The sequence below is a fragment of the Streptosporangium sp. NPDC049376 genome (assembly GCF_044466505.1).
Taxonomy (GTDB): Bacteria; Actinomycetota; Actinomycetes; order Streptosporangiales; family Streptosporangiaceae; genus Streptosporangium.
Genome location: NZ_JBITMT010000001.1, coordinates 79,462 through 93,167, shown reverse-complemented (window position 1 = coordinate 93,167; position 13,706 = coordinate 79,462). Strand labels below are relative to the sequence as shown.

At 70.7% G+C, this 13,706-nt stretch carries 13 protein-coding genes; all 13 read right to left on the bottom strand.

Annotation, left to right across the window (positions count from 1 at the left end):
• Positions 1 to 10: 10 nt before the first annotated feature.
• The 13 genes from ACIBVQ_RS00390 to ACIBVQ_RS00330 all read right to left on the bottom strand — a co-directional run bounded on the left by ACIBVQ_RS00390 (position 11) and on the right by ACIBVQ_RS00330 (position 13,653).
• On the bottom strand, positions 11 to 1,552 hold the full coding sequence (locus ACIBVQ_RS00390; RefSeq protein ID WP_399174725.1) for a malectin domain-containing carbohydrate-binding protein: 1,542 nt from the start codon (positions 1,550 to 1,552) through the stop codon (positions 11 to 13).
• Positions 1,553 to 1,642: 90 nt separating this feature from the next.
• On the bottom strand, positions 1,643 to 3,190 hold the full coding sequence (locus ACIBVQ_RS00385; RefSeq protein WP_399174723.1) for a PucR family transcriptional regulator: 1,548 nt from the start codon (positions 3,188 to 3,190) through the stop codon (positions 1,643 to 1,645).
• A 20-nt stretch (positions 3,191 to 3,210) separates the two neighbouring features.
• Positions 3,211 to 3,876: a thiaminase II gene (gene tenA / locus ACIBVQ_RS00380; protein ID WP_352008459.1), complete on the bottom strand. Its 666-nt coding sequence runs from the start codon at positions 3,874 to 3,876 to the stop codon at positions 3,211 to 3,213.
• A 73-nt stretch (positions 3,877 to 3,949) separates the two neighbouring features.
• Positions 3,950 to 4,435 carry a GNAT family N-acetyltransferase gene (locus ACIBVQ_RS00375; RefSeq protein ID WP_352008458.1) on the bottom strand — a complete coding sequence of 162 codons (486 nt, stop codon included), beginning with the start codon at positions 4,433 to 4,435 and terminating at the stop codon, positions 3,950 to 3,952.
• A 4-nt stretch (positions 4,436 to 4,439) separates the two neighbouring features.
• On the bottom strand, positions 4,440 to 5,177 hold the full coding sequence (gene dapB / locus ACIBVQ_RS00370) for a 4-hydroxy-tetrahydrodipicolinate reductase (protein WP_352008457.1): 738 nt from the start codon (positions 5,175 to 5,177) through the stop codon (positions 4,440 to 4,442).
• A gap of 67 nt (positions 5,178 to 5,244) precedes the next feature.
• On the bottom strand, positions 5,245 to 6,555 hold the full coding sequence (locus ACIBVQ_RS00365; protein ID WP_386190108.1) for a M16 family metallopeptidase: 1,311 nt from the start codon (positions 6,553 to 6,555) through the stop codon (positions 5,245 to 5,247).
• On the bottom strand, positions 6,552 to 8,870 hold the full coding sequence (locus ACIBVQ_RS00360; protein ID WP_352008455.1) for a polyribonucleotide nucleotidyltransferase: 2,319 nt from the start codon (positions 8,868 to 8,870) through the stop codon (positions 6,552 to 6,554). Before ACIBVQ_RS00360 ends, ACIBVQ_RS00365 begins: the two co-directional genes overlap by 4 nt.
• Before the next feature lie 318 nt (positions 8,871 to 9,188).
• Positions 9,189 to 9,458, bottom strand: a complete 270-nt coding sequence (gene rpsO / locus ACIBVQ_RS00355; RefSeq protein ID WP_352008454.1) for a 30S ribosomal protein S15 — start codon at positions 9,456 to 9,458, stop codon at positions 9,189 to 9,191.
• A 183-nt stretch (positions 9,459 to 9,641) separates the two neighbouring features.
• Positions 9,642 to 10,604, bottom strand: a complete 963-nt coding sequence (locus ACIBVQ_RS00350) for a bifunctional riboflavin kinase/FAD synthetase (protein ID WP_352008453.1) — start codon at positions 10,602 to 10,604, stop codon at positions 9,642 to 9,644.
• A gap of 245 nt (positions 10,605 to 10,849) precedes the next feature.
• Positions 10,850 to 11,749: a tRNA pseudouridine(55) synthase TruB gene (gene truB, locus ACIBVQ_RS00345; protein WP_352008452.1), complete on the bottom strand. Its 900-nt coding sequence runs from the start codon at positions 11,747 to 11,749 to the stop codon at positions 10,850 to 10,852.
• A gap of 63 nt (positions 11,750 to 11,812) precedes the next feature.
• Positions 11,813 to 12,811: a bifunctional oligoribonuclease/PAP phosphatase NrnA gene (locus ACIBVQ_RS00340; RefSeq protein ID WP_399174719.1), complete on the bottom strand. Its 999-nt coding sequence runs from the start codon at positions 12,809 to 12,811 to the stop codon at positions 11,813 to 11,815.
• Positions 12,808 to 13,290 carry a 30S ribosome-binding factor RbfA gene (gene rbfA, locus ACIBVQ_RS00335; RefSeq protein ID WP_352008450.1) on the bottom strand — a complete coding sequence of 161 codons (483 nt, stop codon included), beginning with the start codon at positions 13,288 to 13,290 and terminating at the stop codon, positions 12,808 to 12,810. Before rbfA ends, ACIBVQ_RS00340 begins: the two co-directional genes overlap by 4 nt.
• Before the next feature lie 63 nt (positions 13,291 to 13,353).
• Positions 13,354 to 13,653, bottom strand: coding sequence for a DUF503 domain-containing protein (locus ACIBVQ_RS00330; RefSeq protein WP_352008449.1), 300 nt, complete (start codon positions 13,651 to 13,653; stop codon positions 13,354 to 13,356).
• Positions 13,654 to 13,706: the final 53 nt, after the last annotated feature.

The following is a 13,706-nucleotide window of genomic DNA, read 5'->3' as shown; positions in this document are numbered from 1 at the left end:
TCCAGTCGTCTCACGGGGTCACCGGGACGTTCGTCAGGCCGTTGCCGCCCGTCACCGTGTTGCTCGCGTGGACCGTCGTCTCACAGCCGGGGGCATGGTTGGTGACGTTGATCGCCAGCCGCCGGTCACCGGTCGCGCCCGTCAGGTCCGAGACGTTGTCGCGGAAGACGGTGCCGCAGCCCCATCCGGGCCGCTGGGTGTGGGTCTCGTACCCGTTGTTGGTGGTGTTCCTGCCCACGTTGCCCTGGACGAGGACGTCGTTGCCCTTCACGTCGACCCAGGAGTCGTCGTAGTTGGCGCCGGTGAGCCCGCCGCCGTCGAAGGTGTTGCCGACGATCCTGGCGCCCGTCGTGCCCTCCTTGATGTCGACGTTCTCACCGCCGACGTCCGGACCGATCGTGTTGCCGGCGATCTCGATGCGGTCGCTGTTGTCGGACAGGGTGTTGGCCGTGCCCACGTACACGCCCTCCCCCATGCCCCGGCCGTCGTTACCGGTGTCGTAGATGGTGGAGTTCCTGATGACGCCGTCGGTGCTGGAGTTGCGGAAGTGCACTCCCTCCATGTCGAGGTCGTGCACGGTGACGCCGTCGATGACGACGCCCTTCGCCGCGTCGATCATGATCCCTTTCTGGCCGCCGGTTATGGTGACGCCGGTGACGGTCCAGTAGGAGGCTCCGTTGAGGTGCAGGCCGTAGCCGCCGCCCGCGGTGAGGACCGCCCCGGAGGAGCCGGTGACCGTGATGCGGGCGTCGGGCCTGGCGGCCACGGTGGCCTTGAAGTTGCCCGTGTATCTCCCGTCGGCGAGCCGGATCGTGTCACCGGGCAGGGCCGTGCTCAGCGCCGTCTTGAGCCCCGAGGCCGTTGACACCGCGACAACCCGGCCGCCCCCGGGAGACGGCGTGGGCGACCCTGTGGGGGACGCTGTGGGGGACGCTGTGGGGGACGCTGTAGGGGACACAGTGGGGGACGCTGTGGGGGACGGGGAGGCCGTGGGCGACGGCGAGGGAGTGGCCGTGGCGGCGGTTATCTCGACGGCGGAGACCGTGGCGTGGTTGGCTCCGCCGTTCGCGCTGAACTGCAGGTTCAACCGGCCGTCGGTGACCGCGACGGTGAAGGAGCGGTCGCACGCCGTGAGCCTGCCGCAGTTCGCGTAGACGTCGAAGGCGCCGAGTGCGGTCACCCCCTCGGCCCTGACGTCGAAGCGGCGCTGCCCCGCCGCCGTGGCCCAGTCCTCCACCATCTTCAGGGTGACCCGGTAGGTGCCGTTGGGCAGGTCGAGGGCGTAGCCAGCTCCGCCGCCGAAGGCGTTGTAGGTCTGGTACAGCGCGTCGTCGACGGTGCCCTCGATGGGAGAGGGGATCCGGCCGCCGCCGTAACGGATGTCGTATCCCCGGTCGGCCTCCCAGAGGTTTCCCGAGGAGTCGGTGAGGCCGGGCCCGTTGGCGTCGATCCGGATCGGGAGGACGACCGTGGCGTCCGCCTGGACGGCGGCTCCCAGCGGGATCAGCAGGGTTCCCACGACGGCCAGAGCCCCGATGAGTCGGTGTCTCATGTGGTCTTTCACGTCCTTCAGGCTGAAAGGGGGGTGGATGAGGACGCATTGCGATGCGGACACAGGGTAACCCCGGTGAGGTCCGTGGGATCAGCGCATCCGCAGGGCCAGCAGGAAGTCCACCCGCTCGTCCAGGGAGGTCAGCGACCTGCCGGTGAGCTCCTCGATGCGCTTGAGCCGGTAGCGCAGCGTGTTGACGTGGACGTGGAGCCGGTCGGCGGTCGCCGCCCACGCGCCCGACTCCTCAAGGAAGGTCTCCAGCGTCTCCAGCAGGTCCGTCTGGTGGGCCGCGTCGTACTCCTCAAGCGGGCCGAGCAGCCGGGTCCTGAACGAGCGCCGCAGCTCCCCGGGGATGGCGGCGATCAGGGAGCGGTGGGAGCTGACGTCGGCCCCGGTGATCGCCGAGACCCGGCCCTCACCCAGCTCGGCCAGCGTGCGGGCGTGCCTGGCCTCCTCGATCAGGCCGCTCAGCGTGGCCGGGCCGTTGGTCACGCTGCTGACGCCGATCGTGATCCTGGCATCGCCGAGCCCGGCCTCAAGCGTGGCCGCCCCGGCCAGCAGGTGCGCGGTCAGCTCGTCCGCGGTATTGCCCGCCAGCGGCACCAGCGCCACGGCGTGCCGGTCCGCGGCGGTCGCCACGCCGGGCGCCAGCGGGCGCAGCAGCTCGTCGAGCACCGCGACCCCCACCTCGTCCGCCCGGTCGATCCCCTCCACTGCCAGCGCGACGGCCAGCAGGCCGTGCTCGGTCTCGATGTGCAGGGTGTGCAGCCGGGAGACCACCCCGGGCAGGTTCGCGTCGCCGGAGGCCAGCAGGTCCAGCAGCTGGTCGAGGACCCGGCGCTCGATGCGGTGGGCCGCCTCAAGGCGGGAGCGTTCGAGCGCCACCAGCGCGGCCAGCTCGACGACCAGGTCCTCGTGCTCACCGCCCGCCCGCACCTGCTCACCCGCGTAGGCCAGGAACCAGTTGGCGATCCGGTGCGGGGCCCCCTTGCTGACCGGGAAGACCGACAGCACGGTGCCGTCCGGCTGCGGTGCCGTACCGGGCAGGAAACGGGCGGACAGGAACGCCTGCGCCAGCCGCCCACCGGCCCCCTCGGGCAGCGGCTGCGAGCCGACGACCACCCGGCCCGTCGCCGAGAGCACCCAGCAGGGCACATCCAACTCCCCGGCGACCGTGGTGACGACCTTGCTCAGGCTGCCGCCGTCGACGAGCGTGCTGGCCAGCCTCCTGCGCGGGCCGTACGGCCTGCTGGGGGCGGCGGCGCCGTACTCCTCGATCAGGGCACGCAGCACGTACTCGGTGAGCGCGCCGAAGGAGACCTCGACGCCGAGGGCCAGCAGCGGCAGCCCCGCCTCGGCGCAGGCGTCGACGAGGTCGGCGGGAGGCACCTTGAGGGCGGTGCCCGAGCAGAGCGCGGCGACCCTGGCCTCGACCAGGGCGGCCACGAACCGCCTGACGGAGCCGGGCCCGTCATGCCAGGTCAGCTCGGTGAGGACCAGTTCCGCGGGCTTGAGGAAGCGGCCCGGATCGATGAGGTCGGTGGTCGTGACGCCACGGACCCTGCGGTCGAGCAGGTCGTGACCGGTGAGGACCTTCAGCCCCAGGTGATCGACCTGGCACAGGTCCCGCAGGCGCATACCTGTAGGTTAACCGCCGCTCAGATCGGCCACGACTCCCGCCGCCACGCGGCGTCCCAGAACAGCCACTCGTAGCGCGCGGTGGTCAGCGCGTGCTCGCACAGTCGCGCCCGGTCGGCCTCGGGCAGCGTCGCGGCGACCTCGTCGAGCAGGTCGAGCACCCCGGCGACGGTCTCCTGGTAGTGCTCGCCGCCGTAGGTCTCGATCCACCAGGCGTAGAGCGGATCCGGCGAAGACTGCTTCAACAGCGCCTCACCGACCCTGGCGTAGATCCAGTAGCAGGGCACGATCGCGCCCAGCGCCTCGGGGAAGGTCCCGAGGTGACAGACGCGCAGCAGGTAGGAGGCGTAGCCGACGGTCGTCGGGGCGGCCCCCGCCCGGCGCGCCTCGTCCCGGTCGAGACCGAAGGCGGTCAGCAGTTCGACGTGCAGGCTGTGCTCGACCTCGACCGTACGCGCGCAGTCGGCGGCGAAACGCTGCACCGCCGCCGGATCGGCCGCCTTGACCCCGCACGCCGCCAGCGCCCGCGCGTAGTCGGGCAGGAAGTGGGTCTCCTGCACCACGAAGTGCCGGAAGACCTCGCGCGGGAGTGTCCCGTCGGTCAGCCCGGTGAGGAAGGGATGAGCCAGGATGCGTCCGTAGACACCGTCGACCACCCGCCACAGCTCATCGCGAAACCGGCTCACACCAGCGATGCTATCCGCCCGGCCCGGCGAGGGCGTGCCACCGTCACAGAGGTCCGCCCGGCACGGCGCGCCCTCACAGGAGCCTGCGCATCACGACCCGGGGCGCCAGCTCGATGCCCAGTTCCCGTTCGTGGGCCACCAGGGCTGCCAGCTCCGGCCCCCACTCCTCCTGTCCCAGTACGGCGAAGCCCCGCCGGGCGTACCACGGCGCGTTCCACGGCACGTCCCTGAAGGTCGTCAGCGTCACCGCGGCCGCCCCCTCGGCGAGCGCGTGCTCGCAGACGGCTTCGAGAAGGCTCCCGCCGGCGCCCCGCCGCCCGTGGGCCGGATGGACCGCCAGCTGGTCCAGGTGGACCTGGCCGTCCACCCAGCCGATCATCGCGAACCCGAACGGCGGGTCTCCGGCGACCAGCACCCGTGCCGGGTCACCGGCCTCCTCGACCATCGTGGTCCCCGGCGGGAAGGTGATGCCGACCTGGGCGAACACCCCGTCGGCCGCGATCTCGACCTCGGCCAGGCCCGGCAGTTCGGCGGCGCTCGCCCATCGGACGTCCGTCATCCGGCTAGAGGTCCAGAAGGTGTTCGAGGCCGACGGTGAGGCCCGGCGTCTCACCGACCCGGCGCACGCCGAGCAGCACACCCGGGGTGAAGGAGGCGCGGTTCATCGTGTCGTGGCGGATGGTGAGGATCTCGCCGTCACCGCCGAGGATCACCTCCTGGTGGGCGATCAGCCCGGCCAGCCGTACCGCGTGGACGTGGACGCCGTCCACGTCGGCTCCGCGGGCGCCGTCGAGCTCCGCGCTGGTGGCGTCGGGCATCGACCCCATCCCGGCCTTGCGACGCGCCTCGGCGATCAGCTCCGCCGTACGGCGGGCCGTGCCCGAGGGGGCGTCCGCCTTGTTGGGGTGGTGCAGCTCGACGATCTCGGCGGAGTCGAAGTAGCGGGCCGCCTGCTGGGCGAAGCGCATCATCAGGACGGCCGCGATGCCGAAGTTGGGGGCGATCAGCACGTTCACGCCGGGGTTGTCGTCGAGCAGGCCGCGCACCCGGGCCAGACGCTCGGCGTCGAACCCGGTGGTGCCGACCACGGCGTGGATGCCGTGGGAGACGCACCAGGCCAGATTGTCCATGACGACGGCCGGGTGGGTGAAGTCGACCACCACCTGGGCGCCCTCAAGCTCCTCGATGGGGTCGTCCTTGTCGACGGCCGCGACGAGTTCCAGATCGTCGGCCGCCTCGACGGCCTTGCACACTTCGATGCCCACGCGCCCTCTGGCGCCGAGAACTCCTACCCTGATCACCCGGTCAGCCTATCTCCACCGGTGTGACCGGCCGTCGCGCAGGGCGGCCGGTCACACCGGTGGAAGCTCAGACCAGGAGCGAGGAGAAGTCCCTGCCTGCGTAGGGCCCGACGACCGCCAGGGTCATCGGACGCCGCAGGATCTCCTGGGCCACGGCCTGGATGTCGTCGAGGGTGACGGCCTCGATGCGGCCGAGCACCTCGTCGACGGACATCAGGCGGTCGTGCACCAGCTCGCTCTTGCCCAGCCTGGACATTCGCGACCCGGTGTCCTCAAGGCCGAGCACGAGGCCGCCGCGCATCTGCCCCTTGCCGAGGACGAGTTCCTCCTCGGTGATGCCGTGCGCGACCACCTGCGCCACCTCGGCCTGCGCCACCTTGAGGACCTCGTCGATCTTGGGCGGCAGGCAGCCGACGTAGACACCGAACTGACCGGTGTCGGCGTAGGCGGAGGTGTAGCTGTAGGCGGAGTAGGCCAGGCCCCGCTTCTCCCTGATCTCCTGGAACAGCCGCGACGACATGCCGCCGCCGAGCACGGCGTTGAGCACGCCCAGAGCGAAGCGGCGCTCGTCGTTGCGGGCCAGGGCCGCGGTGCCCAGCACGAGGTTCGCCTGCTCCGTCGTCCGGTCAAGGACCGTGACGCCGGAACGGTAGGGGACCTCCGCGCCGCCCACGCGGGGCGGGGCGTGCCACTCCTCACCGCCGAGCGCGCCCGCCCGCTCGTAGGCGGCCGCGACCAGTTCGACGACGTACTCGTGGCTGACGTTGCCCGCGACCGCGACGACCGTGTGCGAGGGCAGGTAGTAGCGGTGGTAGTACTCCGCGATCCGGTCACGCGACAGCGCCTTGATCGACTCGACCGTCCCGAGGATCGGGCGGCCGACGGGCGTGTCGCCGTACAGGGCGGCGGAGAACTGCTCGTGCACCACGTCCGAGGGATCGTCGTCGTGCATGGCGATCTCCTCCAGGATCACACCACGCTCGGCCTCGACGTCCTCCGGGGTGATGAGCGAGGAGGTGATCACGTCGGCGAGGACGTCCACCGCCAGCGGCAGGTCCTCGTCGAGGACCCGCGCGTAGTAGCAGGTGTACTCCTTGGCGGTGAAGGCGTTGATCTCACCGCCGATGCCCTCGATCGCCGCGGAGATCTCCAGGGCGTCCCGCGTTGGGGTTCCCTTGAACAGCAGGTGCTCAAGGAAGTGGGAGGCCCCCGTGTGCTCGGGGGCCTCGTCCCTCGATCCGATGCCGACCCACATGCCGACCGCGACGGAACGCACGGTCGGCATGGACTCGGTCACCACCCGGAGCCCACCGGGGAGGACGGTGCGCCGCACGACCCCGGCACCGTCTTTGCCGGGGTGCAGAGTGGTGGTCGTCACGAGTTGCGGTCTTCCCCTCCACGGCTCGCACCGCTGCTGCGGGTGCGGGTACGGCGGCGCGGGGCGGCGTCCTCGCGGGGCCTGTCCTCGGCGGGCGCCGGGGACTCGTCCCCGTCGGCTCCGGACTCGGCCTTGGCCGCGGCCTCCTTCTCGATGACCTCGACCGGGACCAGGGAGAGCTTGCCGCGCGAGTCGATCTCGGCGATCTCCACCTGGATCTTCTCCCCGACGTTCATGACGTCCTCGACGTTCTCGATGCGCTTGCCGCCGTGCAGCTTGCGGATCTGGGAGACGTGCAGAAGACCGTCCTTGCCCGGCATGAGGGAGATGAAGGCGCCGAAGGCGGCGATCTTGACGACCGTGCCCAGGTAGCGCTCGCCGACCTCCGGCATGTGCGGGTTGGCGATGGCGTTGATCGCCGACCTGGCCGCCTCGGCGGACGGGCCGTCGGTGGCGCCGATGTAGATGGTTCCGTCGTCCTCGATCGTGATCTCGGCGCCGGTGTCGTCCTGGATCTGGTTGATCATCTTGCCCTTCGGGCCGATGACCTCGCCGATCTTGTCGACCGGGACCTTGATCGTGATGATGCGCGGAGCGGTGGCGTTCATCTCCGCCGGGGAGTCGATCGCCTCCTGCATCACGTCGATGATGGCCAGACGGGCGCCCTTGGCCTGCTTCAGCGCCGCGCCCAGGACCGAGGCGGGGATGCCGTCGAGCTTGGTGTCGAGCTGCAGGGCCGTGATGACGTCCTTGGTGCCGGCGACCTTGAAGTCCATGTCGCCCATGGCGTCCTCGGCACCGAGGATGTCGGTCAGCGTGACGTACTGGTCGCCCTCGTTGATCAGGCCCATCGCGATGCCCGCGACGATGCCCTTGAGCGGGACACCCGCGTCGAGCAGCGACATGGTCGAGGCGCAGACCGAACCCATGGAGGTCGAACCGTTGGAGCCGAGCGCCTCGGAGACCTGACGGATCGCGTAGGGGAACTCCTCGCGGGTCGGCAGGACCGGCAGCAGCGCCCGCTCGGCGAGCGCGCCGTGGCCGATCTCGCGGCGCTTGGGAGAACCGACGCGGCCCGTCTCACCCGTGGAGTAGGGCGGGAAGTTGTAGTTGTGCATGTAGCGCTTGGTGCGCTCCGGGTTGAGCGTGTCGATCATCTGCTCCATGCGGAGCATGTTGAGGGTGGTGATGCCCAGGATCTGGGTCTCACCGCGCTCGAACAGGGCCGAACCGTGCACCCGGGGCACGACGTGGACCTCGGCGCTGAGCTGCCGGATGTCCTTGACGCCGCGGCCGTCGATGCGGACGCCCTCGGCGATGACCCGCTCGCGCATGAGCTTCTTGGTCAGCGACCGGAACGCCGGGCCGATCTCCTTCTCGCGGCCCTCGAAGTCGGGGGCGACCTTCTCCAGGGCCAGCGCCTTGACCCGGTCGAGCTCGACCTCGCGCTCCTGCTTGCCCGCGATGGTCAGCGCGGCGGCCAGCTCGCTCCTGACCGCGTTGGTCACGGCCTCCAGGACGTCGTCCTGGTAGTCGAGGAAGACGGGGTACTCGCTGACCTCCTTGGCCGCCACCTTGGCGATCTTGGCCTGGGCCTCGCAGAGCACCTTGATGAACGGCTTGGAGGCGTCGAGGCCCTGCGCCACGGTCTCCTCGGTCGGCGCGACGGCGCCCTCCGCGACGAGCTTGAGCGTGTCACGGGTGGACTCGGCCTCGACCATCATGATGGCGACGTCGCCGTCGTCGAGGACCCGGCCCGCGACGACCATGTCGAAGGTGGCGTTCTCCAGCTCGGAGTGGGTGGGGAAGGCCACCCACTGGCCCTCGATCAGCGCCACCCGCACGCCGCCGATCGGCCCGGAGAAGGGCAGCCCGGCGAGCTGGGTGGACAGGGACGCGGCGTTGATCGCGACCACGTCGTAGAGGTGGTTGGGGTCGAGCGCCATGACGGTGGCGACCACCTGGACCTCGTTGCGCAGACCCTTGACGAACGACGGGCGCAGCGGCCGGTCGATCAGACGGCAGGTGAGGATGGCGTCCTCGGAGGGACGGCCCTCACGCCGGAAGAACGAGCCGGGGATGCGGCCCGCGGCGTACATCCGCTCCTCGACGTCGACCGTGAGCGGGAAGAAGTCGAAGTTCTCCTTGGGCGACTTGGACGCCGTGGTCGCGGACAGGACCATCGTCTCCTCGTCGAGGTAGACGACGGCGGAGCCTGCCGCCTGGCGCGCGAGCCTGCCGGTCTCGAACCGGATGGTACGCGTGCCGAAGGAGCCGTTGTCGATTACGGCTTCACTGCTGTGGACACCCTCCACGGGGACCTCCTTTGATCGGTCGCCCGCGTCCCCCAGGCACGCGTCTCGCGCCTGGGTCGTCTTTTCCTGCCGGCTCCCCGTAGGTGCAGCGCCGGTCTTCGATTGAAGCGCCCGGTTCCGTACGGCTGATGCCATGATGACCGGGGGCCACTACCGAGGACCGGCCCTCCGACGCCGTGGGGCGCGCTTGCTGTGCGGACGCGGGGCACTGTCTCGGCTATTCAGTTTGCTCACACCGGGGGTGTCTTTACGGCGCGACGCGCCGACACCCCCCATATGAGATGAAGGGAGCGGCGCGAGCGCCGCTCCCCGGTGAACCTATCGGCGCAGGCCGAGCCGCTCGATGAGCGAGCGGTAACGCTCGATGTCCTTGTTCTGCAGGTACTTCAGCAGCCGACGGCGACGGCCGACGAGCAGCAGCAGGCCGCGGCGGCTGTGGTGGTCGTGCTTGTGCAGCTTCAGGTGCTCGGTGAGCTCGCTGATGCGCTTGCTCAGCAGCGCGATCTGCACCTCGGGGGAGCCGGTGTCGGCCTCACCCTTGGCGTACTCTCCGATGATCTGCTTCTTGGCGGCGGTGTCGAGCGACACGTCTCTCCTCGGACTCTGCGGGCACGCGGGTATACAGGTGCCCGAACGACCGTGCGTGCCTACAGTCGCCGTGGCGGGCCAGCGCCGGGGTGCGATACCACCGGTTACAGAGCTGACACGCCAGATTACCACCGGGCCGGACGGACGCGCACATCCCACGCGCCCGGCGGGACACCGGAGCCTTTACGGCGTTTCGCGGGTGATGCGGCGGGCCTCGTCCACGTCGGCGCGCATCTGCTCGATGAGCGCCTCGACCGAGTCGAACCTGAGGTTGGCGCGCAGCCGCCGCCCGAAGTCGACGGCCACGTGGGCGCCGTAGAGATCGAGGTCGTCACGGTCGAGCGCGTAGGCCTCGACCGTGCGCGGCACCCCCTCGAAGGTGGGGTTGGTGCCCACGGAGATCGCGGCGGGCCAGCGCTCCCCGCCGTAGACGGCGGGCAGGTTGCCGTTGGAGACCCCCTGCAACCAGCCCGCGTAGACGCCGTCGGCGGGGATCGCGGTGTGCTCGGGCGACTCGACGTTCGCCGTCGGGAAGCCGAGCTGCCTGCCTCGCTGGTAGCCGCGCACGACCACTCCCTCGACCCGGTGCGGACGGCCGAGCGCGACGGCCACGGCCTCCATGTCGCCCGCGGCGAGCCGTTCGCGGATGAGGGTGGAGGAGATCGCCTCCCCGTTGCTCACCAGCGGGACCGCCTCCGCGACGAAGTCGTACTTCTCACCGAGGGTCTGCAGCGTCTCGACGTCGCCCGAGGCCTTGTGACCGAAACGGAAGTTCTCCCCGACCACGACACCCGCCGCGTGCAGCCGGTCGACCAGCACGGTCTGCACGAACTCGTCCGGGCTCATGTGGGAGAAGTCGAGTGTGAACGGCAGCACGCAGACCGCGTCGACACCGAGACCGGCGAGCAGCTCGGTGCGGTGCCTGCCCGTCGTCAGCCTCGGGGGATGCGTGCCGGGGCGCACGACCTCCTCGGGATGCGGGTCGAAGGTCACCACCACCGAGGGAAGGCCGAGCCTCCCCGCCAGCGCCACGGCGCGGGCGACCATCTGCTGGTGCCCCAGGTGAACCCCGTCGAAGACGCCGATCGTGACGACGGACCTGCCCCAGTCTTCGGGCACGTCGTCCAATCCGTGCCAGGCTCGCACCGTGACCTCTTCCCGTTGTAGCGGATCGATCCCTAAAGCCTGCCATGCCGCCCCGGCTTCGCTCCAATCGGGGAGCCCGGTGGAGCGAACAGAAGATCCTTTTACCGGCCGCCGGGTCGTGTGATGCGGGAACAGGCCCTGGACCCGGCGTGTGCCCGGCCGCGGAGCGTGACTCCTGGGGTGTGGACCATGATCTCCTCGAAGCCCGGGCCGGTCGCGGTCGCGTCCGGGTGAGCCCGCGGGGATCAGGGCACGAAGACCGCCAACGACCTGGTCAGCCTCCCCCGCTCCTCGACCAGGGCCAGCAGCGTGCCGTCCGGCCCGAAGACCCCGATCGGCCCGTCGCCCAGCCCCGCCGCGGGCAGCCTGCCGCCGTGCGCGACGAGACCGGCCTCCTGCTCGGTCACGTCACGACGTGGGAAGGCCGCCGCGACCGCCTCCGCCATCGGCAGGATGACGCAGTCGGCCGCGAGCCGTTCGATCGTGCGGGCCGCCGACAGGTCGTACGGCCCGACCCGGGTGCGCCGCAGGGCGGTCAGGTGACCGCCGACGCCGAGCGCGGTCCCCAGGTCGCGGGCGAGTGCCCTGATGTAGGTGCCGCTGGAACAGGTCACGGAGACGTCCACGTCGAGCAGGTCCCCCTCACGCCGGATATCGAGGATCTCGAAGGCGGAGACGGTGACCGGCCGGGCCTCCAGTTCGACCTCCTCGCCCGCCCGCGCCCGCTTGTAGGCCCGTTCGCCGTTCACCTTGATGGCGCTGACCTGCGGTGGGACCTGCATGATGCGCCCGGTGAGGGCCGCGACGCCCTTGCCGACCTCCTCGGCGGCGATCCCGGCGGCCGAGGCCGAGGCGACGATCTCCCCCTCGGCGTCGTCGGTGTTGGTCGACTGACCGAGCCTGATCGTGCCGTCGTAGCCCTTCTCGGTCAGCGCCAGGTGCCCGAGCAGCCTGGTCGCCTTCTCCACCCCGATCACCAGCACCCCGGTCGCCATCGGATCGAGGGTGCCCGCGTGCCCGACCTTCCTGGTGCCCGCGACGCCGCGCATCTTGCCGACCACGTCGTGCGAGGTCCACCCGGCGGGCTTGTCCACGATGATCAGTCCGCTCGGCGGCGGGGTGCGCTTGACGCGAGCCGTGCTCATGGGAGTCCTCATCAGGAGAAGAGCTGTGTGCGAAGAGGCCGCGCCGGCGGCACGGCCCGGGAACTACAGGAGGGCGCGCAGGCTCTCCATGGTCTGCTCGACCGGCAGGTGGGAGGTGAACCCGGCCGCCCGCGCGTGCCCGCCCCCGCCGAGCGCGGCGCAGACCCGCGCGACGTCGACGGCCCCCTTCGAACGGGTCGAGACCTGCCAGGCCCCGTCGTCGTCCTCCTTGAGGATCACGGCCACGTCGGCCTCGTCGGTCCGCCTGACCACGTCGATGATCCCCTCGACCTCGTCGTAGGGCAGGTCCTGGACGGCCCGGTCCTGCCTGGTGACGAACGTCCAGACCAGCCCCGGCCCCGTCGAGGGTTCGAGCACCGCCCGGTCGAGCGCGGCGCCGAGCACCCGGAGATAGCCGAACGGCGAGCGGTCCCACAGCTCCCTGGCGATCTTCTCGGGGTTCAGGCCGGTGGCCAGCAGCCTGGCGGCCATGGCGTGCGCCCGCGGCGTGGTCGAGGAGTGCCTGAACGATCCGGTGTCGGTGACCAGCCCGGCGTACAGACAGGTCGCCACCTGCCTGCCGATCGGCAGGCCAAGCCGTACGAGCAGCTCCTCGGCGAGCACGGCGGTCGCCGCCGCCTCGGGATCGACCAGGTTGAGCGTGCCGAACCCGGTGTTGGAGGCGTGGTGGTCGACCACGACCAGTTCCCTGGCCTTGCCCGCGTTGGCGGCCAGCGTGCCGAGCCGGTCGGCGACGGGGACGTCGAACGTCATCATCAGCTCGGGCACCGCCGGGTAGGCCGCCGGCTCGACCAGCAACTCCTGGCCGGGCAGGAAGCGCAGCAGCCGGGGAACCCGGAACCTGCGCTCCCCGAAGGAGGCCGTGACCCGCTTGCCCTCCGCGCGCAGCGCCATGCCGACGGCGAGCATCGAACCGAGCGCGTCCGCGTCGGGCGAGATGTGGCAGGCCAGCGCCACCTCTCCCGCGGCCGAGACAAGCTCGACGGCCCGGTCCCAGTCGCGCTCCGGCACCGGGTCGCTCTCACGCGGATCGGAGGTCACGTCGCGGGGCGTCCCGCCTGCTCGGCCGGCTCGTCCTCGTCCTCCTCGGAAAGGTCGCTCTCCTCGGCGGGCTTGCGGTACGGATCCGCCTCCCCCGCGTGCCGTGCTCCGGCGGCCTGCTTGGCGATCTCGGCGTCCCTGACCTTCGCCTCGGCGAACAGCCCGTCCAGGTGGCGGGCGCTGTCAGGGAGCGGGTCGTGGGTGAACGTCAGCGTCGGCGTGTGACGCAGACCGGTCTGACGCCCGACCTCGGACCGGATGAGCCCCTTGGCGCTCTCCAGGGCGGCCGCCGAGTCAGCCCGCTCCGCCTCGGAGCCGAACACGGTGTAGAACACCGTGGCCTCGCTCAGGTCGTTGGTGATCCGAGCGTCGGTGACGGTCACGAAGCCCAGCCTCGGGTCCTTGATCCGACGCTCCAGCATCTCCGCGACCACCTGCTGGATGCGGTCGGCGATCTTACGTGCGCGTGCGGCGTCCATATTCGCTCCCCCCTTCTCACAGTAACGACCGGGCACGACAACTCCGCGACCGGTCGCTCCGTGCTAGTCCTCGTCCTCGTTGTAGAGCCGTTGTCTCGCCGACAACAGCTCGATCTCCGGGTGGAAGGCGATCAGTCGCTCGCAGTCGTCCAGCACCGCACCGCAGTTGGACGCGGTCGCGGAAACGACGGCGATCCCGATCTCGGTACGGCGGTGCAGATCCAGATGTCCGGTCTCCGCGACGGCCACACCCGGGAACCGTCGCTGCACCTCGGCGATGATGGGACGCACCACGGAGCGCTTCTGCTTCAGCGAACGGACGTCGCCGAGCAGGATGTCCAGTGTCAGGGCACCTACATACATTGGTCAGTCACCAGCCGCGGCTCTGACGCACGCCGTCCGGCCCGGGGCCGCCG

Bases quoted from the DNA above. Each gene is read 5' to 3' on its own strand.
- rbfA (WP_352008450.1), bottom strand. From the start codon at position 13,290: ATGGACGCCGCACGCGCACGTAAGATCGCCGACCGCATCCAGCAGGTG.
- truB (WP_352008452.1), bottom strand. From the start codon at position 11,749: ATGAGCACGGCTCGCGTCAAGCGCACCCCGCCGCCGAGCGGACTGATC.
- ACIBVQ_RS00385 (WP_399174723.1), bottom strand. From the start codon at position 3,190: ATGCGCCTGCGGGACCTGTGCCAGGTCGATCACCTGGGGCTGAAGGTC.
- ACIBVQ_RS00390 (WP_399174725.1), bottom strand. From the start codon at position 1,552: ATGAGACACCGACTCATCGGGGCTCTGGCCGTCGTGGGAACCCTGCTG.
- ACIBVQ_RS00330 (WP_352008449.1), bottom strand. From the start codon at position 13,653: ATGTATGTAGGTGCCCTGACACTGGACATCCTGCTCGGCGACGTCCGT.
- ACIBVQ_RS00375 (WP_352008458.1), bottom strand. From the start codon at position 4,435: ATGACGGACGTCCGATGGGCGAGCGCCGCCGAACTGCCGGGCCTGGCC.